24 protein-coding genes and 3 tRNA genes are annotated in these 22,587 nt (G+C 69.7%); 16 read left to right on the top strand and 11 right to left on the bottom strand.

The window, feature by feature from the left end; translation table 11 throughout:
• Positions 1-84: 84 nt before the first annotated feature.
• Complete coding sequence (locus ACFU7D_RS06920; RefSeq protein ID WP_378864920.1) at positions 85-1,038, bottom strand: metallophosphoesterase; 954 nt, start codon at positions 1,036-1,038, stop codon at positions 85-87.
• A 9-nt stretch (positions 1,039-1,047) separates the two neighbouring features.
• The gene (locus tag ACFU7D_RS06915; RefSeq protein WP_378864917.1) at positions 1,048-4,035 is read right to left on the bottom strand and encodes a hypothetical protein; all 2,988 of its coding nucleotides are present in this window, start codon (positions 4,033-4,035) and stop codon (positions 1,048-1,050) included.
• 110 nt (positions 4,036-4,145) lie between these two features.
• Here ACFU7D_RS06915 and ACFU7D_RS06910 point away from each other — a divergent pair, with 110 nt between their 5' ends.
• Positions 4,146-5,312, top strand: coding sequence for a Fic family protein (locus ACFU7D_RS06910; RefSeq protein WP_378864914.1), 1,167 nt, complete (start codon positions 4,146-4,148; stop codon positions 5,310-5,312).
• A gap of 129 nt (positions 5,313-5,441) precedes the next feature.
• Here ACFU7D_RS06910 and ACFU7D_RS06905 read toward each other — a convergent pair whose 3' ends face one another.
• Both ACFU7D_RS06905 and ACFU7D_RS06900 read right to left on the bottom strand, forming a co-directional pair.
• A complete protein-coding gene (locus ACFU7D_RS06905; protein ID WP_378728819.1) occupies positions 5,442-6,008 on the bottom strand; it encodes a type III effector in 567 nt (188 codons plus the stop codon).
• Between the two features lie 329 nt (positions 6,009-6,337).
• Positions 6,338-6,886 (bottom strand): type III effector, encoded by a 549-nt coding sequence (locus tag ACFU7D_RS06900; protein ID WP_378728818.1) that lies wholly within the window; start codon positions 6,884-6,886, stop codon positions 6,338-6,340.
• Positions 6,887-7,216: 330 nt separating this feature from the next.
• Here ACFU7D_RS06900 and ACFU7D_RS06895 point away from each other — a divergent pair, with 330 nt between their 5' ends.
• Positions 7,217-8,122 carry a DMT family transporter gene (locus tag ACFU7D_RS06895; protein ID WP_378864911.1) on the top strand — a complete coding sequence of 302 codons (906 nt, stop codon included), beginning with the start codon at positions 7,217-7,219 and terminating at the stop codon, positions 8,120-8,122.
• A gap of 18 nt (positions 8,123-8,140) precedes the next feature.
• Here the strand turns inward: ACFU7D_RS06895 and ACFU7D_RS06890 are convergent, their stop codons facing one another.
• Both ACFU7D_RS06890 and ACFU7D_RS06885 read right to left on the bottom strand, forming a co-directional pair.
• Entirely contained in the window at positions 8,141-8,362 is a 222-nt protein-coding gene (locus ACFU7D_RS06890; protein ID WP_378728813.1) for a hypothetical protein, read from the bottom strand.
• A gap of 96 nt (positions 8,363-8,458) precedes the next feature.
• Positions 8,459-9,634 carry a glycosyltransferase gene (locus ACFU7D_RS06885; protein WP_378864907.1) on the bottom strand — a complete coding sequence of 392 codons (1,176 nt, stop codon included), beginning with the start codon at positions 9,632-9,634 and terminating at the stop codon, positions 8,459-8,461.
• A gap of 68 nt (positions 9,635-9,702) precedes the next feature.
• On the opposite strand from ACFU7D_RS06885, the gene ACFU7D_RS06880 reads away from it, so the two are divergent.
• From ACFU7D_RS06880 to ACFU7D_RS06830, 11 genes are all read left to right on the top strand, one after another.
• Complete coding sequence (locus tag ACFU7D_RS06880; protein ID WP_378864904.1) at positions 9,703-10,734, top strand: pirin family protein; 1,032 nt, start codon at positions 9,703-9,705, stop codon at positions 10,732-10,734.
• Between the two features lie 32 nt (positions 10,735-10,766).
• On the top strand, positions 10,767-11,699 hold the full coding sequence (locus tag ACFU7D_RS06875) for an ROK family protein (protein WP_378864901.1): 933 nt from the start codon (positions 10,767-10,769) through the stop codon (positions 11,697-11,699).
• Entirely contained in the window at positions 11,696-12,085 is a 390-nt protein-coding gene (locus tag ACFU7D_RS06870) for a CidA/LrgA family protein (RefSeq protein WP_378864898.1), read from the top strand. Before ACFU7D_RS06875 ends, ACFU7D_RS06870 begins: the two co-directional genes overlap by 4 nt.
• A complete protein-coding gene (locus ACFU7D_RS06865) occupies positions 12,082-12,759 on the top strand; it encodes an LrgB family protein (RefSeq protein WP_378864895.1) in 678 nt (225 codons plus the stop codon). Before ACFU7D_RS06870 ends, ACFU7D_RS06865 begins: the two co-directional genes overlap by 4 nt.
• Before the next feature lie 27 nt (positions 12,760-12,786).
• A complete protein-coding gene (locus tag ACFU7D_RS06860) occupies positions 12,787-14,196 on the top strand; it encodes an amidase (protein WP_378864892.1) in 1,410 nt (469 codons plus the stop codon).
• 16 nt (positions 14,197-14,212) lie between these two features.
• Positions 14,213-14,285 (top strand) — tRNA-Thr (locus ACFU7D_RS06855).
• A gap of 50 nt (positions 14,286-14,335) precedes the next feature.
• Positions 14,336-14,409 (top strand) — tRNA-Met (locus ACFU7D_RS06850).
• Positions 14,410-14,455: 46 nt separating this feature from the next.
• Positions 14,456-14,626, top strand: a complete 171-nt coding sequence (gene rpmG, locus ACFU7D_RS06845; RefSeq protein ID WP_045551858.1) for a 50S ribosomal protein L33 — start codon at positions 14,456-14,458, stop codon at positions 14,624-14,626.
• 213 nt (positions 14,627-14,839) lie between these two features.
• Entirely contained in the window at positions 14,840-15,247 is a 408-nt protein-coding gene (locus ACFU7D_RS06840; RefSeq protein ID WP_378864889.1) for a MaoC family dehydratase N-terminal domain-containing protein, read from the top strand.
• On the top strand, positions 15,247-15,645 hold the full coding sequence (locus tag ACFU7D_RS06835) for a MaoC/PaaZ C-terminal domain-containing protein (RefSeq protein WP_378864886.1): 399 nt from the start codon (positions 15,247-15,249) through the stop codon (positions 15,643-15,645). Before ACFU7D_RS06840 ends, ACFU7D_RS06835 begins: the two co-directional genes overlap by 1 nt.
• On the top strand, positions 15,638-16,654 hold the full coding sequence (locus tag ACFU7D_RS06830) for a UDP-N-acetylmuramate dehydrogenase (protein ID WP_378864883.1): 1,017 nt from the start codon (positions 15,638-15,640) through the stop codon (positions 16,652-16,654). The genes ACFU7D_RS06835 and ACFU7D_RS06830 overlap by 8 nt, the downstream gene beginning before the upstream one ends.
• A gap of 35 nt (positions 16,655-16,689) precedes the next feature.
• Here ACFU7D_RS06830 and rlmC read toward each other — a convergent pair whose 3' ends face one another.
• From rlmC to ACFU7D_RS06805, 5 genes are read right to left on the bottom strand one after another with little or no spacing between them, the layout of a single operon-like run.
• Positions 16,690-17,802: a 23S rRNA (uracil(747)-C(5))-methyltransferase RlmC gene (gene rlmC / locus ACFU7D_RS06825; protein ID WP_378864880.1), complete on the bottom strand. Its 1,113-nt coding sequence runs from the start codon at positions 17,800-17,802 to the stop codon at positions 16,690-16,692.
• A gap of 3 nt (positions 17,803-17,805) precedes the next feature.
• The gene (locus tag ACFU7D_RS06820) at positions 17,806-18,198 is read right to left on the bottom strand and encodes a DUF4190 domain-containing protein (RefSeq protein WP_378864877.1); all 393 of its coding nucleotides are present in this window, start codon (positions 18,196-18,198) and stop codon (positions 17,806-17,808) included.
• A gap of 3 nt (positions 18,199-18,201) precedes the next feature.
• Positions 18,202-18,852, bottom strand: coding sequence for a DUF4190 domain-containing protein (locus tag ACFU7D_RS06815; protein WP_378864874.1), 651 nt, complete (start codon positions 18,850-18,852; stop codon positions 18,202-18,204).
• A 15-nt stretch (positions 18,853-18,867) separates the two neighbouring features.
• Positions 18,868-19,932 (bottom strand): adenosine deaminase, encoded by a 1,065-nt coding sequence (locus ACFU7D_RS06810; protein WP_378864871.1) that lies wholly within the window; start codon positions 19,930-19,932, stop codon positions 18,868-18,870.
• Positions 19,929-21,212: an aminotransferase class I/II-fold pyridoxal phosphate-dependent enzyme gene (locus tag ACFU7D_RS06805; RefSeq protein ID WP_378864868.1), complete on the bottom strand. Its 1,284-nt coding sequence runs from the start codon at positions 21,210-21,212 to the stop codon at positions 19,929-19,931. Before ACFU7D_RS06805 ends, ACFU7D_RS06810 begins: the two co-directional genes overlap by 4 nt.
• 128 nt (positions 21,213-21,340) lie before the next feature.
• Between ACFU7D_RS06805 and ACFU7D_RS06800 the strand changes: the two genes are divergently transcribed.
• The 3 genes from ACFU7D_RS06800 (at position 21,341) to nusG (ending at position 22,570) form a co-directional block, all read left to right on the top strand.
• Positions 21,341-21,413: transfer RNA gene (locus ACFU7D_RS06800), tRNA-Trp, on the top strand.
• Between the two features lie 45 nt (positions 21,414-21,458).
• Positions 21,459-21,701 (top strand): preprotein translocase subunit SecE, encoded by a 243-nt coding sequence (gene secE, locus ACFU7D_RS06795; protein ID WP_378728795.1) that lies wholly within the window; start codon positions 21,459-21,461, stop codon positions 21,699-21,701.
• Positions 21,702-21,763: 62 nt separating this feature from the next.
• Positions 21,764-22,570 carry a transcription termination/antitermination protein NusG gene (nusG, locus tag ACFU7D_RS06790; RefSeq protein ID WP_378728793.1) on the top strand — a complete coding sequence of 269 codons (807 nt, stop codon included), beginning with the start codon at positions 21,764-21,766 and terminating at the stop codon, positions 22,568-22,570.
• Positions 22,571-22,587 lie beyond the last annotated feature (17 nt).

Raw genomic sequence — 22,587 nt, 5'->3', positions numbered from 1 at the left:
TCGTCGTTGACGTTTCGCAACCATCGTTCCGGGCCCGGACGTACGCCCACATCAGCCTCGAGGCGGAGATCGAGGCGGCGCGGGTCAGTCTCGAAGCTGACGCCGCAGGGCGCGCGCGGCCTTGCCCTTGCGGGAGAAGAGGTCGCGGCGCTCGGCGGCGGTCATCGCGGCCAGCTTCTCGACGACCGAGGACGGGAAGCCGGCGACCTCGGGGGACTCGCTGGTGGGCACCGTGGTGTGCACGACCGGGGCACCGGGGACGCCACCGGCGCCTTCGTCGTAGAGGTGAACCAGCGAGATCGCCTGGTGGCCGGAGACGGCCGAGGAGAACCGGTCGGCGGTCGCGGGGGCGGCGGCGAAGCAGCTCGCGGAGGCGACCGAGACCGGGATGCCGGCGAAGGTGGTGTTGGTCGAGTAGTGCAGGTGACCGGCCAGGATGGAGCGTACGTCGCTGCCCGCCAGCACCGGGGCGAGCCGGTCCTGGCCGTCGAGCTCGATGATCACGCTGGCGTCGTTGAGGGGGAGCGGCGCCGGTGGATGGTGCATCGTCAGCAGGGTGCCGTGTGGCGCCGGCTCCTTCAGCACGTCGGCCAGCCACTCGAGCTGCGAGTCGTCGATGTCGCCGTGGTGCCAGCCGGGCACGGTGGTGTCCAGGGCGATGATCCGCAGGCCCGCGACCTCGTGGACGCGGTCCTGCGGGGCGTCCGAGGCCTCCCCGAAGAGCACCTCGGAGTAGACCTCGCGTTCGTCGTGGTTGCCCATCACCCAGACGATCTCCGCACCGAACTCGGCCGCGACCGGCTCCACCTGCTCGCGAAGACGCACGTAGGCACCGCGCTCGCCCAGGTCGGCGAGGTCTCCGGTGAAGACGATCGCCTGCGGCGGGGTGGGCATCCCGCGCAGCCGCGCCAGGGCCCGTTCGAACCCGGGCGCGGGGTCCACCTTGCCGTAGATGCGCCGCTCGTCACCGGCGTAGAGATGGGTGTCGGAGAGGTGGGCGATCGTGTGGCGTGGAGCGGGATACTGGCCGAACTGCACGGAGCCAGACTAGCGCCGAAGCCGCACGCTCAAGGCGACCCCGACCAGCGCGGCGGCCGCTCCGCAACCGACGGCGAACCAGGGCAGGCTCGTCGGGATGCCGAGGTGCACGGTGATGCCGAGGATGCGCGAGAGCCCCCAGGGGATGAGCGCCATCTGGTCGTTCCAGACGGTCAGGGCACGTTCGGTGCCCATCATCGCGACACCCGCGCCGCCGAGGACGACCGGGACCCCGGCCGCGATCAGGACGCGCCCCACGGCGGCCCGACGAATGAATCCGTAGGCACTTCGCAGAGCCAGCGCCGTGGCGACGAACAGCAGGCCGAAGCCGGCGAACGCGACGGTGATGTAGAAGGTCCGGGGGCCCGGCTCGGTCCAGAAGAGATACCAGTAGCGCCCCGGTCCGCGGTTGGCGAGCGCGGCCATCAGGATCACCGACCGGACCAGGGCGATCCCGCCGACGACCGCCCAGAGCGCGAAGGGGTCGCGACGCCCGATCAGGAGCCGTAGCGTCAGCGCGAACAGCAACCAGGCGCCCAGCGTCACGACGAGATGCGCAGGCGCCGCGAACCAGGTCAGCGTCGCCCGGCCGAGAACCAGCACCACCAGGGGCAGGACCAGGACCGCCGCCCGCTCCCAGCGTTTCGGCGGCACCTCCCGCAACGCCCGGCCCAACCGCCACGGCCGAGTCACCGCGATCCGCAACGGCCTGACCAGGATCAGCCCGGCCAGGGAGAGCACGAGCAGCCCACGGGCGAGCCAGGCCATCGCCGGATCCCGGTCGGCCCGCCTCGCCCCGATGTCGGCGGCGGTGAACTGGAAGGCGGGGTGGGCCTGGTCGTCGCCGTAGGTCGACACGTGAGAGGCGCGGGACTTCTCGAACGCCGCCCGCGCCGACTGCCATCGCTCGCGTGCCCGGGATGTTCCGGTGTCGAGCCATTCGGCGTGATACATCGTCATCGCGCGGTAGTCGTCGAGGACCCGGAACAGGTTGATCTCGTAGTCGATCGCGGCGAGGAGCTCCTCGCGCAGCAACGGATCTCGCCAGGTCGACGGATCGGTCCCGGCGATGATCCGCCGCATCGACTCGGCCGTCTCGATCGCGTCCCGGCCGCCCTCGGCGGCCTCCTCCAGGCGGTCCTTGCTGATCGCGTAGACGCTGCTGAGGACGGCCGTGTCGCCGGTGACGATGTCCCACTCGAACAGCCAGGTCTGGGGCGGGATCTCGAGCCCGAGCGCGCGCACCTGGTTCTCGGCGAACGGCTCGATGTAGAGCCCGTCGAGCACGGCCTCGCGCGAGAGCGCCATCGCCTCCCCGATCGCCCGCACCGTGTCCGGGTCCGAGCTGAACGTCTCGCGCGCCCAGTCGGCGGTGATCTCGCCCGGATCGGCCGAGGTGTCCCAGGCGAGCCGCGAGGCTGCGTACGAGTTGAGGTCCCACAGCTGCCAGAAGCCCTCGCGGAGGTAGAGCGTCCGCGGCCCGGCGTGGATCGGGCCGCCGTCCTGGTTCCAGGTCCACACCCCCTCGATGTCGGGGTTGGTCGTGACCAGGTGGGTCAGGGCCGCCGAGTAGGCGGCAGCGAGGTCGTTCGGGAGCGCCCCGAAACCCTCGAACTCGCGCCGGCTCTGCAGCTCGACGATGCGCCGGTGGCCACCGACCTCGAGGGTCGGGTTCAAGGGGAGGAAGGAGTAGAAGTCGCCGGCGACGTGCTTCGTCGAGACGATCAGCGCATCGCTGTGCACGTCACCGAGAACCTCCTCGTACGAGGCGGGGTTGGTGTGCAGGTCGCCGACAGCGCCGACGCCGACGCTCCAGGTCCGAAAGATGATCTCTCGATCCTGGCGCTCGGCGACGGTCGTGAACGCGTCGAGCATCGCCTTGACCGCCGTGGGCGTCGTGACCTCGATCTGCGACCAGTAGTCCCAGCCGGGCAGCTGGTAGATCCGGCCGCCCTCGCCGATGCGGATCATCAACCCGTCGACGTAGGGCATCTCGGCGAGGAGCTCCTCGAGCCCGGCAGCGTAGATGTTCCAGAGGTCGGGGTCCTCGGCATCGAGATCGTGCTCGTCGAGATAGCGCTGGAGCGGCGTGGACAGGGCGAGCATGTCGGTACCGAGGTAGACCCTCATCCCGGCGTCGTGGGCGTATCGCCACATCGAGCCGAAGTGCTCGCGCATCGCGAGCGCTCTGGCGACGTGCGGATCCTCGGCGGTCGGATAGATCTCGTCGCCATAAAACTCGTCACCGTCCCCGAAGCGGTCGAACGTGACGTACTCGAGGAATCCGGGCATGACGATGCCGTTGTAGCCCCGGGCGAGCTGATGATCGACGTACGTCCGGAACTGCTCGGCGTCCTCCGCGAGCGCCTCGGTGTCGACGAACGGGGCGTCCGAGAGGATCGCGTCGGAGAACTGGCCGCTGTTGTGCGAGTACTCCTCGCCCGTACGCCAGTCGGCGGCCGTCCCGGGAACACCGGCCGCACCCTTGTCGACCAGGCGCAGCGGGAGGTCCGGCTGCTGCACCTCGCCGTCCTCGTCGGGGGTGAGGAGCGGGCGGGCCGTGCGTACGCGGTCGGCCAGCTGGAAGAGCCCGGCTGCGGCGCCCGCCGCGTCGGCGGCCTCGAGGTGGATGTCGGGGCCGTCGCTCGTGGCCCGGTAGGCCTCGGGCCCGGCGCCCTCGCCGAGGTCGGTCCCCGTCGCCACGGTCAGCGTGCCGTCGGCCTCGGCTCCGGAGTCGTCGACGGCCTTCCGGAACGCCGCGGCCGCGTGCCGGACCCGGGGACCCGCCTCGTCCTCGGCCAGCCGTACCCGGCCGACGGTGGGTGCGGTCGCCGTCCGTGCCGACGCGACGCTCGCCGTCTCGGGCGCTGCCGCGACCGGCTCGGCGCTGATCCCGAGGAAGCCGGAGACCTGGGTGGCGAGCACGAATCCGACCGCCAGCAGGAGGACGAGCGAAACGATCAGGATCGCCGGTGCCCGTCGAGCACGCGTTCTCACGCGTGGATCGTAGGGGACGGTTGGATGTTGGCGGGCAGCTTCCAAGAGCCACTTGGAAGTTCCCGTCAACTTCCAACTCGAACGATCTCTGAGTGGTAAGTTGACCGGCCATGGATCCGGAGAGGTACGACGCTCCGCAGTTCGGCCGGGCGACCCGCGAACCGGGGAACAAGTGGGCCTACTGGTACTACCGGCCCGCCCACATCCCGCGTGACCTGGCGTTACAGCCACTCACGGTGAAGGCGCTCTCGGACGCCGACGCCGCGCTGGGGCGCCTCCAGGGAGTGAGCGCGCTGATCCAGGATCCCGAGCTGCTGATCGGGCCCTACCTGACCCAGGAGGCGGTCGCCTCCTCCCGGATCGAGGGCACCCAGACCTCGCTGGAGGAGGTCCTCCAGGACGAGGTCAGCGGTCAGGCGACCAGGAGCGAGGACGTCGCCGAGGTGAAGGCCTACCTCGCCGCGACCCGCCAGGGCTTCGAGCTCATCGAGAGCTGGCCGCTCAGCCAACGGCTCGTTCTCGAGCTCCACAAGACGCTCCTGACCGGCGTCCGGGGGCACGAGCGCCACCCTGGTGAGTTCCGGCGGACCCCGGTCTGGGTCGGGTCGCCGACCGACAACCCCACGACCGCCGCGTACGTCCCGCCCCTCCCTCCCGACCTGCCGGAGCTGATCGCCGACTGGGAGGCGTACGTCAACGTCCCCGACCTCAGCCCGACGCTGGTGCGGTGCGCGCTGATGCACTACCAGTTCGAGACGATCCACCCGTTCCTCGACGGCAACGGGCGCATCGGGCGGCTGCTGATCAACCTGATGCTGATGGAGGAGGGGCGGATGACCACGCCGCTGCTCTATCTCTCGGGCTACATCGAGGCCCACCGCCAGACCTACTACCAGCGGCTGCAGAGCGTCCGGGAGCGTGGCGAGATGCAGGAGTGGCTGCAGTTCTTCCTCACCGCGGTGCGACGCTCGGCCGAGGACGCCACGACCAGATCCGAGCGCCTGGTCGCGCTCCGGGAGAGCTATCTCGACGAGGCCGCCACCTCACGCGCCAACCTGTCCGGGCTGGTCACGCTGCTGTTCGCCAACCCCTACCTGACCGTCAAGCGCGTCCAGGACGCGACCGGCCTCACCAACCAGGGTGCCCGCAACCTGATCCAGGACGCCGAGCGGCGCGGGTGGATCGAGGCGGCCGGCCGGTCGGGTCGAGGCGGCCGCCACTACTGGATCGCCAGAGCGGTGATGGACGTGATCGAGGAGCCGTTGGCGTACGACTGAACCTGAAGACTGAACCTGACGGAAAACGTGCAGGTGGCCCTGGCTGTGCACGAATGCACGCCCAGGGCCACCTGTGTGCCGTTGCCGAGCGGTCGGTAGGGGGTGATCACTCGGCCACGGTCAGCTGCCTCAGAAGGAGCCGAGAGGAGCCATCGGGTTCGGGACCGCGCCGACGGGGAGGCCGTCGAGGGCCGGGTTCTCCATGGGGAGCAGGAAGGAGACCTGGTCCAGCTCGCTGTCGGACAGCTCGCTCGGGAGCGCCCCGCCCGTGATCTTGTCCATGACGATGCCCGGGGCACCGACGTAGGCGCCGGAGACGACCAGGGCGGCACCGTTGCCGACCTGGTGCGCGCCGCCGTCCCAGTTCACCCAGGCCTTCTTCTGCGCCGGGCTCAGCTCGTCGCCGGTGGCACCCATCAGGATGAGGCCCGGGGCGCCGACCCAGGCGCCGGAGACCATGCGGGCGGCGCCGCCGGTGGCCTGGCCGGCGCCACAGATGAAGCTGGCCCAGGCCTTCTGGCTCGAGGGCGAGAGGTCCGAGGCGCCGGAGGAGTTCTCCGCGATGCACTCGGCCTCGGTGCGGTTGTGGTGGGTGCCCTCGTCCGCCGTGGCGGTACCGGCGGTCAGTGCGATGGCGACACCCGAGAAGGCGGCGACGGCCGCGGTGCGGCGGAGCAGCCCTGTCATCTTGTTCATTTCGTACCTTTCATCGATCAATTCGAATTGAAACATCACGCACGGACGCGACCCCCGGATCGATGCAGTATCGATACGTTCGCATCCGGGAAGTGATGCTAGGAGGATCAACGGTTGTCACGGCAACTCGACACGGCTGATTTCATGTCAAATAGTGACGAATGAAATGTAATGACGTAATTTTCGACAAACTGCAACGTTCTTGTTTGAAGGTGCGTAAATGCGCAGATGGCCCGGCCGTGCAGGAGTGCACGCCTGGGCCATCTGTGGACGGAGCCGATCGAATCGTGGTGGGAGCTACGATCGGTCGGCTTCGGTCATGCCGGCTCTCAGAAGGAGCCGAGAGGAGCCATCGGGTTCGGGATCTGCTCGGTCGGAACACCGTCGAGCGCCGGGCTGCCCTCAGGGATGAGGAACGAGACCTGCTCGAGCTCGGCCGGCGACAGGTCGCCCGGGGTCGCCCCGCCGGCGATCTGGTCGAGGATGATGCCGGGCGCGCCGACATAGGCGCCGGCGACCATCATCGCGGCACCCTCGCCGATCTTCTGCCCGCCCTCGTCCCAGTTCGCCCAGGCCGCAGCCTGCTCCGGGGTGATCGGGGAGCCGGTGGCGCCGGCGAGGATCAGGCCGGGAGCGCCGACCCAGGCACCGCTGACCATCTGGGCCGCGCCGCCGGTGATGTACGAGCCGCCGAGGATGAAGTCGGCCCAGGCCTTCTCGGACGAGGGAGAGAGGTCCGCGGTCGCGGTGCTGACGGCAGTGGTGGTGTCAGCGGTGACCGGAGCGGCCTCGGCTGCTCCCATGGTCAGCGCGAAGGCGACACCCGAGAAGGCGGCGACGGCCGCGGTGCGGCGGAGCAGCCCTGTCTTCTTGCTCATTTCATACCTTTCGTCGTCAATTCGAATTGATCGCAACGCGGTCTATGAGTCGAAAACACTCGCTTACGACACCTCCGCGTGCGCTTCATGACGCTAGGGACACCCAGCGAACGGATGTCCGTGCGACACGGCATCGCGATTACCAAGTAGAGGTAAACGTTCCATACTGCCTGGTAATACGGTGCCCGGTTGGGTTTAGTCGCTTCTCGGGGGCGATTGCGGCGGGATCATGGGCGCGAAGGAAGGGTGACCCTCAGGGTTCATCCGCTGATCGCGTGTTGCTCGCGTCGGCGGCGGCCGGGCTTTCCTCGCGAGGCCTAGCGTCGAAGCATGGATCATGCTGCGGCCGTGAGCCTGGCCATCGGCGCATGCGTCCTGTTCTCGCTCTCCGCCGCGGTTCAGCAGCGCGCCAGCGCGCTCGCGCCCGGACGCAGCGGCGGGATCTCAGGTGTCGAGCAGCTGATGCTGGCGCTGGTGCGCAGCCCGCTGTGGGTCGTCGGCGCGGTGATCAACGCGATCGGCTTCGGGGTGCAGGCGGTCGCGCTCCATCTGGGGTCGGTCTCGGTGGTGCAGTCGGTGATGCCCACGCAGCTGCTCTTCGCGCTGGTCTTCGCCTCGATCGCCGCCCGCCACTGGCCGACGGTCTCCGACTGGGTCAGCGGGGCCGCGATCTGTGGCGGCGTGATCCTGCTGGTCACCGACGACCACCGCGGTGGCACCTATGCCGACGTCGGTCGCGTCGCGCTCTTCGCCGGGTGCGTGGCGGTCGTGATCTGCGTACTCCTGCTGGTGGCCCATCGGTTCCCGCCGCCGATCGCGGCCGCGACCACGGCGGTCGCGGCCGGCTGCTCGTTCGCGACGACCTCGGTGCTGCTGAAGATCACCGCCGACCGGGCCGCCGCCGACGGGTTCCCCGGGTTGCTGACGCTACCGGCGTTCTACGGCCTGCTGTGCACCTGCGGCCTCGGGATCGTGCTCACCCAGGCGGCGCTCGCCGCCGGCCCGCTGCCGTGGGCGATGGCGGCCATGACCATCACCAACCCCACCGTCTCGTACGTCGCCGCGGTGGTCGCCTTCGGTGCCTCCGCCCCCACGCTGTGGGTCGCGGTGAGCGCCGGGGCGCTGCTGGTCACCGGGATCGTCGGCCTCGCCCGGTCGCGATCTGCGGACAGGTGGACCCCGGTGCAGCCGGAGCCACCCGGGGCCTCCCCGGAGCGATTCACCGCTCAGAGGTGAGCCGCTCGAAGGCGTGCCTCAGGCTCGCTCCTGCATCGATCGCGGCCACGAGCGCCGCCTGGTCGACCTGGGCTTGAGGTGCTCGGGCAGTGCGCTGATGTAGGGCGCGGCGTGCCGGCATTCACCACAGGTGACGTCTCGATAGTCGTAGGAGGTCGGCGGATCTTCTCCGTACGCCCGACACACCGGCCCGAAGGAGTCGGCGAAGTGCGTGCGCTGTTGCGTCGTCAGCTCGCTCATGTGCGCCTCACGTGGTCGTTGGCCTGGAAGGGTCACAGCAGGGTAACGGCTTCCCAACAGGAGGTGCGCTCCGACACTCTGACGATCCGGCCCCGTTCACGCATAGCGCCGGGAGCGCCGAGCCGCCTGCCGCTGTCGCGAGCGCGCGAGGAGATAGGTCGGCCCGGTCTCCCGAGCGAGGCGGGAGTGAAGCTCCAGCATCTCCTCGATCGTGCGCGACCACGGGAACTGCTCGGCCCGCTCGCGAGCCGCGTGACGGGTCGCCATCACCGGTCGCTCGGCGACGTCGATGACCGCGTCGGCCAGCGCCGCCGGGTGGGCGGCGGCCCAGGCCCCGCACCGGGGATCGATGAGCTCGCGGGCGCCGCCGCGGTCGGCGGTCACGACCGGCGTACCGCTGGCCAGGGCCTCCAGGACTGCCAGTCCGAAGGTCTCGCGGGGGCAGACCGAGAGGGCCACATCGGCCTCGGCCAGCGCTCGGGCGATCCGGTGGCGGTCGGAGACGTGCCCGTGGAAGACGACCGGCGCGCCGGCGGCGAGGGCCTCGATCTCGGCACGGTGCGGCCCGTCGCCGTAGACGTCCATGCGTACGTCGAACCCGCGCCGATGCAGCTCGACGGCGGTGGCGACGGCGAGGTCGGGGGACTTCTCGCGGGAGAGGCGTCCGACGTGGATGAGTCTCAGGGTGTCGTCGCGGTGCCCGAGCGAGGGGGAGAAGTTGTCGAGGTCGACGCCCAGCGGCACCTGGGCGATCGGGCACCCGACGGTCGCGGCCAGCGGCTCGAACTCGTGCCGGGCGTAGTCGGAGGTCACCAGCACCTGGTCGAAGGAACGCACCAGCATCCGGTTGAGCAGCGCGGTGGAGACCTTCGAGGTGGCGTCCATGCCGGTGTAGGTGGGCATGTACTCGTCGAGGCGCTCGTGGGAGAAGAGGACCGTCCCGATGCCCTGACGCCGAGCCCAGCGGGAGACGGGCAGCATCGTGAACTTGTCGCTGACCTCGAGGCTCGTCGGGTTGAAGCGGGTCAGCACGTCGGTCACCCGCCACGGCTCGATGATCAGCCGGTAGCCGCCGCCCACGCGCGGCGCTCTCAGCTGCACCACCTCGCCGAGGTCGGTCGTGGTGACCGAGTCGTACGGGCCGGGGACGACGAGAAGCCGGTCGTGGCCCGCCTCGAGATAGCCACGGGCGAGGGCCTCCAGAGCCGTCTTCATGCCGCCGGAGGTGGGGCCGACGAAGTTCGCGAGCTGAGCGATGAGCACGGGCCACATCGTGTGGCATCGAGGTAGCCCTCCGGCGACCTCGATGTGACGCAGGCATGGCGAGTAGCGTTCAGAGCATGACCAACCTGGACGCACACCCCACGCCCATCGAGTGTGTCGGTGGGACCGGCGACGAAGGCGTCGAGATCCAGATCATCACTCCGCGCGACGTGCCCCTGGGCGGTCCGCGAGCGATGAACGTACGCCGCACCCTGCCCGCCCGCGCTCGCTCGCTGATCGGCGCGTGGTGCTTCCTGGACCACTACGGTCCCGATGACGTCGTCGTCTCCGGCGGGATGGAGGTGCCGCCCCACCCGCACACCGGGCTGGCGACGGTCTCCTGGCTGTTCACCGGCGAGATCGAGCACCGCGACTCGGTCGGCACCGTGGCGATGGTGCGACCGGGCGAGGTCAACCTGATGACCGCCGGACGCGGGATCTCCCACTCGGAGAACTCCACCCCCGAGACCACCGTTCTGCACGGGGCGCAGCTGTGGGTCGCGCTGCCCGACGAGTTCCGTGACGTCGAGCCGGCGTTCCAGAACCACGCTCCCACGCCGATCGAGCGCGACGGCGCGACCGTGCGGGTCTTCATGGGGTCGCTCCTCGGCGTCACCTCGCCGGTACGGACCCACTCCGAGATCCTCGGCGCCGAGATCCTGCTCGAGCCCGGCACCCGGCTCGAGATCGAGGTCGACGACCGGTTCGAGCACGGCGTACTCGTGGACACGGGTGAGGTGTCGATGACCGGTCTGGGCGCGTCCGGTCCGGCCTCGGCCGAGGTGGAGAAGGACTCGCTCGCCTACGCCCCTCCCGGCGCGACCACGCTGATCCTGCAGGCCGGTGAGGCGTGGACCCGGCTGCTCCTCCTCGGCGGTACGCCGTTCGGCGAGTCGATCATCATGTGGTGGAACTTCGTCGGGCGCACCCACGAGGAGGTCGTCGGCTACCGCGAGGAGTGGCAGGGCCAGGTCACCCGCGGTGGCGGCGAGCTGGTCGAGGACTCCCAGGACCTGGCCGAGGGCCGTTTCGGCGTCGTCGAGGGCAACCACCAGCGGCCGATCCCGGCACCCCCGCTTCCCAACGCACGCCTGCGCTCGCGGTCTTAGGCGGCGTCGAGCGTCGTGCTTAGACTGCAGTCGTGAGTGACGAATCCTCAGACCCAGGGGTCGTGCTGGCCGTGGCGGTGGGCCGCAGCCGGAGCCAGGCGGCGGTCTTCGACCTCGCCGGGCGCGAGCTGGCCGGAGACACCCGTGACCACGAGGTCGGCATCTCCGCCGAGGTGCTGATGCCCGAGGTCGTCGAGCGGATGACCAAGATGGTGACCTCGATCGACCTGCCGGTGCTGGCGATCGGGATGAGCCTGCCCGGCGTGGTCAACCCCGATCTCGGGATGAGCATCGACACCCCGGCGATGGGCGGCTGGGACGGCGTCCAGCTGGCCCCCTACTTCACCGCGCTGACCGACGGGCCGCTGATCCTCGCCCATGACGCCCACGCGCTGGCACGCTCGGAGCTCTTCAACTCCGACCATCCCGTACGCAACGCCCTGGTCGTCAAGGCCTCGACCGGTCTCGGCATGGGCATCATCGTCGACGGCAAGGTCGTCACCGGCGCCCTGGGAGCGGCCGGCGAGATCGGCCACACCCGCATCGACGCGGCCGGTGACCGGCCCTGCCGCTGTGGCTCGACCGGCTGCCTGGAGACGGTCGCGGCCGGCTGGGCGCTGGCCCAGCGGCTGACCGACTCCGGCGTCCCCGCCGGTCACGTACGCGACCTGGTGGCCGCCGCGAACGACGGTGACGCCGTCGCGCGCGGGCTGTTGCGCGAGGGTGGACGACAGCTCGGCGAGGTCGTGGCCGCGGCCGTCAACCTGCTCAACCCGGAGGTCGTCGTCATCGGCGGTGACATGGCCGGTGCGTTCGACCTCTACACCGCCGGGGTGCGCGAGAGCGTCTACGCCCGCTCCAACCCGATCGCCACCCGCGAGCTCACCTTCATGGCCCAGCTCCACGGCGACTCCTCGGGCCTGGTGGGCTGCGCGGCGATGGCGATCGAGTCTCTGACCCCGTGATCGTCGGCCTGCTCTGGCTGCTCGGGTGCCAGCTGGCCGGAACCGCGATCGTCGAGCTGACCGGGATCCCGCTGCCCGGACCCGTCGTCGGGATGCTGCTGCTCTTCGTCGCCCTGGTCCTGCGGCGCCGTGACGGCGAGGACGACCCGGTCATCCAGGTCGGCGACTACTTCCTCTCCCACCTGCAGCTCTTCTTCATCCCGGCCGGTGTCGGTGTGATCGCCTACCTTGCGGTCATCCGCGACGCGGCGGTGCCGATCGTCGTCGCACTGATCGGCTCCTGGGTCCTCGGCCTGGCCACCGTCGGCTGGGTGCTCAGCCTGTTCCTGCGCCGCGTGCCCGAGGTCGCAGGCACCGAAGGCGCGCCGGGGGAGGAGATCGAGTGAGCGTCATCCTGTGGCTGTTCGTGACGGTGGCGGCGTACGAGCTCGGGCGGTGGCTGCGGGCGCGGACCCGTTCGCCACTGGCCCAGCCGGTGGCGGTGGCGATCGTGATCGTCGGCACCCTCCTGGCGGTCAGCGGCACGACCTACGACGACTACGCCGACGCCACCACCTTGATCAGCTTTCTGCTCGGCCCGGCGACGGTCGCGCTGGCGATCCCGCTCTACCACCAGGTCGCGCGGCTGAAGGGGATGGTGGTGCCCGTCCTGGTCGCGCTGACCGCCGGTGCCCTCGTGTCGATGGTCAGCGGCATCCTGCTGGTGCGCTGGCTCGGTGGCGGCGACGTGCTGGAGCGGACGATGGCTCCGAAGGCCGTGACGACGCCGGTGGCGATCGAGCTGGCCGACCGCCTGGGCGGCTATCCGGAGCTCGCGGCGGCCTTCGCGATCGTGATCGGAATCGTCGCGGCGATGGTCGCGCCGCGAGTGCTGACCCTGATCGGCATCCGTGACCCGCGGGCCCGCGGTGTCGCCGTCGGAGCGGTCTCCCACGGCATCGGCACCTCCCGGATGCTGGAGGAGAGCCGCGTCGAGGGCGCCTTCTCCGGACTGGCGATGGGGCTCACCGCGGTTGTGACATGTCTCCTGATTCCGCTGGTGGCGTACCTCCTCCTCTGAGGCTGCCGCGGGCTTAACGTTGACGGCATGGCTCGAGTGCACGCCTTCACCGACGACGTACTCGGCACTCTCGACGCGGTCGGGGTCGCCGGTGCCCTGCGGCGCGGTGACTTCAGCACCCTCGAGGCGGTCGAGGCGTCCATCGCCCGGATCGAGTCGGTCGACCCGGAGCTGGGGGCGATGGCCTACCGCACCTTCGACCGCGCCCGGGTCCAGGCCCGCTCGCCGCGGGCTGGCTTCTTCGCCGGAGTGCCGACGCTGGTCAAGGACAACACCGACGTGCTCGGGGTGCCGACGCGCAACGGCACCGACTCGTACGTCGCTGGCCCGGCGACCCGCAACGAGGAGGTCGTCAAGCTGCTCGGGAAGCTCGGTCTGATCTCGCTCGGGAAGAGTCAGCTCTCCGAGTTCGGCTTCTCCGCGACCGCCGAGCATCCGCGGTTCGGGCCGGTACGCAACCCGTGGGACACCGCCTTGGCCTCGGGGGCGTCCTCGGCCGGAGCCGGTGCGCTGGTCGCCGCCGGCGCCGTCCCGCTCGCCCACGGCAACGACGGTGGCGGGTCGCTGCGGATCCCGGCCTCGGCCTGCGGCGTGGTCGGCTTCAAGCCGACCCGCGACCGGCTCCCGAAGAACCCGCTGTACGGCCTGCTGCCGGTCAACCTCGTCGTCGACGGAGTCCTGACCCGGTCCGTGCGTGACGCCGCCGCTTTCCTGCGGGAGGCCGAGCGGGTCCACCACACCCATCTGCCGCCGATCGGCGACGTCACCGGCCCGTCGGCGAAACGGCTGCGGATCGCGATGTACACCGAGGCGCTCGGCCGCTCGGCCGCCCCGGAGGTCGCCGACCTCGTGCGGAAGACCGCCGCGGTGCTGGAAGAGCTGGGCCACACCGTCGAGGAGGTCGCCCCGCCGGTGCCCGCCGGGTTCGACGCGGACTTCGTCCTCTACTGGGGCTCGCTCGCAGTCGCGCTGGCCAACGCCGGGCCGCTGCGCGGCCGTACCTGGGACCGCACCCGCCTGGACAACCTCACCCTCGGCCTCTCCGCGGCGACCCTCAAGAACGCGCGCACGTTGCCCGCCGCGATCAACCGGCTGCGCCGCTCCACGGTGCTCGCGGAGGGGTTCCATGCGGCGTACGACGTGGTCCTGACGCCCACGGTCTCCCACGCCACTCCGGAGATCGGCTACCTCGCGCCGACGCAGCCGTACGAGCTCGTCCTGAAGCGGCTGATGGACTGGGTCGCCTTCACCCCGTGGCAGAACGTCACCGGCGGTCCGGCGGTGTCGCTGCCGGTCCAGCGGACCGCTTCCGGGCTGCCTCAGGGGATGATGTTGGGCGCCGCTCCGGGGGCCGAACGTACGCTCCTGGAGGTCGCTTTCGAGCTCGAGGAAGCGATGGGCTTCGCCGATTTGTTGAGTGCGCCGGCCCTGCCGTAACGTTCTCTTTCGCAACGCCCCTTTAGCTCAGTCGGCAGAGCGTCTCCATGGTAAGGAGAAGGTCTACGGTTCGATTCCGTAAAGGGGCTCTGGAGTTCGGGACCCGCGGTAGAAATACTGCGGGCCTGATTCCTGTTGAGGCGGGGTAGCTCAGGCGGTTAGAGCGCACGACTCATAATCGTGAGGTCGCGGGTTCGATCCCCGCCCCCGCTACCGCCAAAGACCGCATCACCTCGATCAGCACTGTAAGGAAACTCCTGTGGCCAGCAAGAGCAGCGACGTTCGCCCGAAGATCACCCTCGCTTGCACCGAGTGCAAGGAGCGGAACTACATCTCGAAGAAGAACCGTCGGAACGACCCCGACCGCATCGAGCTCAAGAAGTACTGCCCGCGTGACCGCAAGCACACCGTGCACCGCGAGACCCGCTGAAGCCTGTCTTCTAGGTAGAGCGCGACGCTGATCTGCGCTCCGAACGCCCCGCCCCCGCCACTGAATTCCAGATGGCCGGGAGGCGGGGCGTTCGTCATTTGCCGAGTTGGCGCTCCGGTCGGCCGAGTTGGCACCTGCGTGCCATCTCGGCCGACGTACGTGACGCTTCGGCCGACGTGGGTGACTTCTCGGCGGGCCACTAGAGTTGGCCGCATGGCAGTTGATGGGTCGCTCGTAGGGCGCGCGTTTCCTCCGACCAGGCCCTATCGGGTCACCGACGAGAAGGTGCGGGAGTTCGCCGCCGCCGCCGGCGTGAGCTGGGAGAGCGGGGAGCCGGTTCCGGCGACGTTCCCGATCGTGCTCGCCTTCGACGCGATGAACGCCTTCTTGGACGACGTCCAGGTCGAGCTGTCGCGGATCGTGCACGGCGAGCAGAAGTTCTCCTACGCCCGCCCGATCGCGCCGGGGGACGTGCTGGTCGCGACCCTGAGCGTCGCCTCGCTGCGACAGATCGGCGGCAACGACATCATCGGCACGGTCTCGGAGATCACCGACGACTCCGGGGCGGTCGTGTGCACCACGTCCGCCACCCTGGTCCACCGAGCGGCGGAGGTCGCGTGATGACGCTCGAAGCAGGCGCCGAGCTGGCCCCGAAGACCTATCCCGTCACCCGGGCGTCGCTGGTGCGCTACGCCGGCGCGAGCGGCGACTTCAACCCGATCCACTGGTCCGACCGGATCGCCACCGCTGTCGGCCTCCCCGGCGTGATCGCCCACGGCATGTTCACCATGGCGCTGGTCGCCCGCGCGGTCTCGGAGTGGACCGACGGAGCCGAGGTCGTCGACCTCGGCGCCAAGTTCACCAACCCGGTCGTCGTGCCCGATGACGACGAGGGCACCTCGGTGACGGTCAGCGGCACCGTGAAGTCGGTCGAGGACGGGCTGGCGACGATCGCCCTGACGGTCGTCTCCGGCGACCAGAAGGTCCTCGGCATGCCGAAGGTCTCCGTACGTGTCTGAGTCCTTGTCGAACCACACCACCTTCCATCTCGGCGGACCGGCGGCGGAGTTCGTCACCGCGACCACCGAGGCGGAGATCATCGAGGCCGTGACCGCGGCCGACGCTGCTGGGAAGGATCTGCTCGTCCTCGGCGGCGGCAGCAACCTGGTCGTCGCCGACGCCGGCTTCCCGGGCACCGTCATCAAGCTGGCGACCACGGGGGTGTCGGCGGAGCCGGTCGATGGTGGCGTACGCGTCACGGTGGCTGCCGGCGAGACCTGGGACGACTTCGTGACGACCGCCGTCGACAAGGGCTGGAGCGGTGTCGAGGCGCTCTCCGGCATCCCCGGCAGCGTGGGCGCGACTCCGATCCAGAACGTCGGGGCGTACGGCCAGGACGTCTCCCAGACCATCACCTCGGTCAAGGTGTTCGACCGCGAGCTTCGCGAGGTGCGGAGCTTCACCGCCGAGGAGTGCGGGTTCGGCTACCGCTGGTCGCGTTTCAAGGCTCTGCCCGGGCGGCACGTGGTCCTCGAGGTCACCTTCCGGCTCGGCACCGACGGCGAGACCGGCTCCCCGATCGCGTACGCCCAGCTCGCCGGCGCCCTCGGCGTCGAGCAGGGCACACGAGTGCCGTCCAAGCAGATCCGCGAGGCCGTACTCGCCCTGCGCCGCAGCAAGGGCATGGTCATCGACGAGGCCGACCACGACACCTGGTCGGCGGGCTCGTTCTTCACCAACCCTGTGGTCGCACCCGAGGACGTGCCCGACGGTGCTCCGGCCTATCCGCAGCCCGACGGCACCGTGAAGACCTCCGCGGCCTGGCTCATCGACCACGCCGGGTTCAAGAAGGGCCACGGCAACCGACGCGTGTCACTCTCGACGAAGCACACCCTCGCCCTCACCAACCGCGGCGAGGGCACGACCGAGGACCTGCTCGCCCTGGCGAGAGAGGTACGCGACGGGGTCGAGGCGGCGTACGGGATCGTGCTCGTCAACGAGCCCGTCATGCTCGGCGTGGAGCTCTAGGAGCGACCAGCCCGGACTCGAGCCGACTCGGCGGCTCATCGGCGTGTCAGGGAGACGAGCACCTCGTGGTGGTCGGTGTTGGGGAACATGTCGAGCAGCCTTGCTGACACCGGCTTCAACGAGGGCATGTCGCCCAGGTCGCGGGCGAGGGTGTCGACGTTGCACGAGGAGTAGACGACGTGCTCGACCCCCGACTGCTCCAGCCACCCGGCGAGCGAGGAGCCGATGCCGCGCCGCGGTGGGTTGACGATGACCAGCTCGGGCGCGGCAGCGGCCGAGAGGGCGTACGCGGTCGCATCCCCGGCCACCCAGCTGGTGCCCGGCAGCCCGAGCTCGGCGGCGGTCGAGGCGGCGGCCTCGATGGCCTGCTCGCTGGACTCGACTCCGAGCACCTCGCGCCCGGGCGCGGCGACGTGCAGCCCGAAGCCGCCGACGCCGCAGTAGAGATCCCATACCGAGCTCGGTGACACCGAGGAGACCAGGTCGCGGGCATGGCGGTAGAGAGCCGCTGCCACGGAGGTGTTGGTCTGGAAGAACGAGTGCGGGCGCAGCCGCAGGCCGATCCCGTTGACCTCCATCGTGAGCGCCTCACGGGCGGTCAGGAAGATCTCCTCCGGGCCTTCGATGACGGCCTTGTGCTCCGGCTGGACGTTCACCGAGGCGACACCGATCGGAAGCGCGTCCAGCAGGGCAGGAAGGTGCTTGCGCAGCCGCGACAGCGCCTCGGTCGACCGCAGCACCCAGCGCACCATCAGCTCCCCGCCAGGCGCCTCGGTGACGATCACGTGCTTGAGCTCACCGCGCCGCTCCGGCACCGAGTAGGGGGTCAGCCGCGCGGTCGTGACGAACCGGGACAGGACCGGCAGCGCGGCCTGCAGCCCCGGGGTGTGCAGCCCGCACGCGAGCAGGTCCACCCCGAGCCCGTCGTGCGACAGGATCCCCAGCGTCGGCGCCTCCACCGAGCCGGCGACGACCATCTTCGCCTTGTTGCGGAAACCGGCCTCCGGGCTGGAGACCGGTTCCTCCCAACGTACGTCCCCGAGAGCTTCGGCGACCCGTCGCTGCTTCTGGGCGAGCTGGTCGGCGTACGCCATCTCCAGCCAGCGGCAGGAGCGGCAGGCGCCGGAGGTGAAGTAGCCGCAGTCCATCCGTCAGATGCGGCCGAGCATCGCGTTGACGCTGTCGAACGTCGTGGTGCTGGTGTCCTCGGAGACGACGACGAGCATCACGATGATGAAGATGACGTAGGCGACCCAGAAGAGCAGGTAGAGCGCCCCGAAGATCGTCCCGATGATGCCGGTGATGAAGCCGGCCTGAGCGTTGCCGCGTCCGCCGTAGGCCGCCGGGTTGGCGTCGATCTCGGCCATCACCCGCTTGCCCTTGATCCATCCGAACGGCGCGATGAAGACGCCGATCCCGCCGCACATGACCGACAGGCACAGTCCGACGATCCCGAAGATCATCGCCGAGTTGGCCTCGGGGTGCGGAGGCTGCGGGAAGCCGTACGGCGCCGGCTGGTAGCCCGGTGGGGGCGTGTTCGTCATCGCTCAGAACTCGCTGTCGTACGGCTCGTACCCGCTGTCATAGCCCGAGTCGAACCCGCCTGCGATGCCGATGATCACGAAAATGGCGATCGCAAGGATGCCTAGGATCAGGAAGATGGTGCCGATGATGCCCAGGATGAAGCCCGCCTGCGCCGAGCCCCGGCCGGTGAGGGCTCCGTTGGACGCGTCGATCCGCTTCTTCGAGGCCAGACCCATGAAGAGGGCGAACGGGGAGAGGATCAGCGGGAGGTAGCAGGTCACGATGCCGGCGATGCCGATGATGCCCAAGACCATCGCCGTCGTCGCGCTCGAGTCCGGCCGGGCGCCCGGACCTGCGTACGCGGCCGGGGCGCCGTAGGGAGCCTGGCCATAGCCCGGCTGACCGCCGTATGCGGGCGGCGGAGGCGTCCCGTAGGACGGAGCCGGCGGAACCGGCGGCTTCTGGTCGAAGCTCGCGCCACCGTAGGGGTTCGGCGGCTGCTCACCGTACGTCTGGCCGTACATCGGCTGGGTCGGCGCAGGCGGCGTCGACGCAGGCGGAGTCGCCACCTGGGTCGCGTCGGAATCGGCCGGCTCGGACGGGGTCGGCGCAGGCGGCGTGGCGGCGTCGGCCGGCTTGTTGGGATCGGGCTGATCGTCGGACGGGTTCGTCATGGCCGACATTCTGTCTTAACTTGCCGGATCCGTGGGGTGCGAGGGCGTGCTCAGCCAGTCGTCGATCTCGGCGAGCAGACCTTTCTTGGTCGATTCGGGCGCGGTCGAGGCGGTGATCGACATCCGCGCCAGGTCGGCGAGGGTCTCGTCGGACAGCTCGTGAGCAGCCCGCATGGTGGCGTACTGCGCCGCCAGCCGGGAGCCGAACAGCAGCGGGTCATCGGCCCCCAGCGCCACGGTCGCACCCGCGTCGAGCAGCTGCGGCAGCGGCACCGAGGTCAGGTCGGAGTAGACGCCGAGCGACACGTTCGAGGTCGGGCAGACCTCCAACGCGACGCCCGCCCGCACGATCTCGTCGAGCAGCGCCGGATCCTCGGCAGCGCGTACGCCGTGACCCAGCCGGGTCGCGTGCAACGACCGCAGCACGGTGCGGATGTGCTCGGGACCGCGCAGCTCACCGCCGTGCGGCATCAGCCGCAGACCGGCGCGCTCGGCGATCTGGAAGGCGTGGTCGAACTCCTCGGTCCGCCCGCGCCGTTCGTCGTTGGAGAGCCCGAAGCCGACCACACCCTGGTCGACGTACTGCCCGGCCAGGCGCGCCAGCGTGCGCGCGTCCATCGGATGCCGGGTGCGGTTGGAGGCGATGATCACCGCGATCCCGAGCCCGGTCGCCCGCTCGGCGTCGCCGACGGCGTCCAGGACCAGGTCCGTGAAGGCGGTGATCCCGCCGAACTTCGCCCCATAGCCAGACGGGTCGACCTGGATCTCGAGCCACCTGCCCCCGTCGCGTACGTCGTCCTCGGCGACCTCCATGACCAGCCGTCGGATGTCCGCCTCGGTGCGCAGCACCGAGCGCGCCACGTCATAGAGGCGCTGGAACCTGAACCAGCCCTTCTCGTCGGCCGCGCTCAGGGTCGGCGGCCAGTCCGCGACCAGCTGCTCGGGCAGCCGGATCCCGTCGCGGGCAGCCAGCTCGAGCAGCGTCTGGTGGCGCATCGCACCCGTGAAGTGCAGGTGCAGATGCGCCTTCGGCAGCGTACGTAGGTCGCGTCGGTCGGCAGCGATTGGCACAGAAGTCACGCGAGCAGCTTCTCCGCAGCAGCCAGCTTCACGCACACCGTGACGACCTCCATGGCCCCGCTGACCTGCTCCAACGGTGGGAAGGACGGCGCCAGCCGGATGTTGGTGTCCTCCGGGTCGTGCTTCCCGGGGAAGGCCGAACCGGCCGGGGTCAGGGCGACGCCGGCACCCTTGGCCAGCTCGATCACCTTGGTCGCGGTGCCGGGGAGCACGTCGAGGCTGACGAAGTAGCCACCGGCGGGCTTGGTCCAGGTCGCCACGCCGAGCGAGCCGAGCTCGTCGGTGAGCGCGTCCTCGACGGCCGCGAACCGCGGCGCGAGGAGCTCGCGGTGCTTGGCCATGTGCTCACGTACGCCGGCGGCCGAGCCGAAGAACTCTGCGTGCCGGAGGTGGTTGACCTTGTCCGGGCCGATGGCGCCGTTGCTCAGGTGGTCGAGCCACCAGGCGACGTTCTCCTTCGAACCGCCGAAGAAGCCGACCCCCGCGCCCGCATAGGTGACCTTGGAGGTCGAGGCGAAGACCAGCGGACGGTGCGGGTTGCCGGCCGCGTTGGCCAGCGAGACGATGTCGGCGGTCTTGGTCTCGGCCGGGGTCAGGTGGTGCAGCGCGTAGGCGTTGTCCCAGAAGATCTTGAAGTCGGGGGCCGCGGTCGGCATCGAGGTGAGCCGCTCGGCGATCTCCTGCGAGGTGGTGTCACCGGTCGGGTTGGCGTAGGTCGGGACCAGCCACATGCCCTTGATCGTCGGGTCGTCCTTGACCAGGGCGGCGACGGCGTCGGCATCGGGCCCGTCGGCGTGCATCGGCACGGTCAGCATCTCGATGCCGAACCACTCCAGGAGCGTGAAGTGGCGGTCGTAGCCCGGCACCGGGCAGACGAACCTGACCGTCTCCTCCCGGCCCCACGGCCGCTCGCTGTCGACGCCACCGTGAAGCCACAGGTACATCAGCGTGTCGCGCATCATCGTGAGGCTCGAGTTGCCGCCGGCGATGAGCTGGGCGGTCTCCAGGCCGAGGAGCTCGGCGTAGATCTCACGGATCTCGATGCCGCCCGCCAGGCCGCCGTAGTTGCGGGTGTCGGTGCCGTCCGGGGCCGTCGTCGACTTGGGGAGATGGAGCAGGCCGTCGGAGAGGTCGAGCTGGTCCGCGGAGGGCTTGCCCCGGGTCAGGTCCAGCTTCAGGCCCTTGGCCACCAAATTGTCGTACGCCGTGCGCTGCTCCGTTGCGAACGCTTCGAGTTCCTCGCGCGAGAGCTCGGCGAGGGGACGGGGATCTGAGGTCATGCCGTCAATCCTATGGGTCATAGGGGCCCAGTTTGGAACGCGTGAACACCAGTGCGTAGACTCACCGTTGGTGGTCTTCCCACATGGTTAGCCGCGCCCTCAACCGCGCGTCTGATGCAGACCTCCGTAGGGCACTAGCTCAACTGGCAGAGCATCGGTCTCCAAAACCGAAGGTTGGGGGTTCAAGTCCCTCGTGCCCTGCAAAGCCGGACCAGCGATGGAAACGTTTCGAGAGAAGGTGGCGGCGTGACGGACAGCAAGGCAGTCCCGACTCCGAACGACAAGAAGGAGAAGCGCACCAGTCTCCCGACGTTCTACCGTCAGGTCGTGGCCGAGCTCCGCAAGGTCGTCTGGCCGACGCAGCAGCAGCTCTCGACGTACTTCGTCGTGGTTCTGGTCTTCGTCCTGGTCATGATGGCGATCACCGCGGGCCTTGACCTCGGGTTCGGCAAGTTGATGTTCTGGGTGTTCGGCGGCCGCGACGCGTGATCGCGTGGGCCCCGGCCCGCAGAGCACACCCGAAATACACATTCAACGGTTTGGAGCAGGACGTGTCTGAGCAGGACTACACCGAGGAGACCGAGGTCCTCGAGACGGCCGAGGCCGCCTCCGACGTGCCTGCAGAGGCCGAGCTCGACGCGGCCGACGAGTCCGACGACGCTGTCGAGGCTGAGGACTCCTTCGACGAGATCGTCGAGGGCGAGGCGCCCGAGGCCGCGGACGACGACCCGCTCGAGGCCTTCCGCCGCGAGCTGTGGGCGAAGCCGGGCGACTGGTTCGTGATCCACACCTACTCCGGCATGGAGAACCGGGTGAAGTCCAACCTGGAGAACCGCATCGTCTCCCTCAACATGGAGGACTACATCCACGAGATCGTGGTCCCCACCGAGGAGGTCCCGGAGATCAAGAACGGCCAGCGCAAGATGGTCAAGCGCACCGTTCTCCCGGGTTACGTGCTGGTCCGGATGGACCTCACCGACGAGTCCTGGGCGGCCGTACGCCACACCCCGTCGGTCACCGGTTTCGTCGGCCACAGCCACCAGCCGGTGCCGCTGTCGATGACCGAGGTCGAGAACATGCTCGCCCCCGCCGTCGTCGCCCAGGCCGAGGCCGAGGCTGCCGCCGCCGGTGAGGCCGCGTCCGCCGCCTCCGGCGCCACCGGCACCGCCAAGAAGCCCGTCGAGGTCGTCGACTTCGCCGAGGGCGACTCGGTCACCGTCGTCGACGGCCCCTTCGCCACCCTCCACGCGACCATCACCGAGCTCAACGCCGAGTCCCAGCGCGTCAAGGCGCTCGTCGAGATCTTCGGCCGCGAGACCCCCGTCGAGCTCTCGTTCAACCAGATCGAGAAGGTCTGAGCCTATGACCTGCGACG

This window comes from Nocardioides sp. NPDC057577, assembly GCF_042801335.1.
Lineage (GTDB): Bacteria > Actinomycetota > Actinomycetes > Propionibacteriales > Nocardioidaceae > Nocardioides.
The sequence above is the reverse complement of the archived record's forward strand: the minus strand, read 5'-3'. Positions and strand labels throughout refer to the sequence as shown.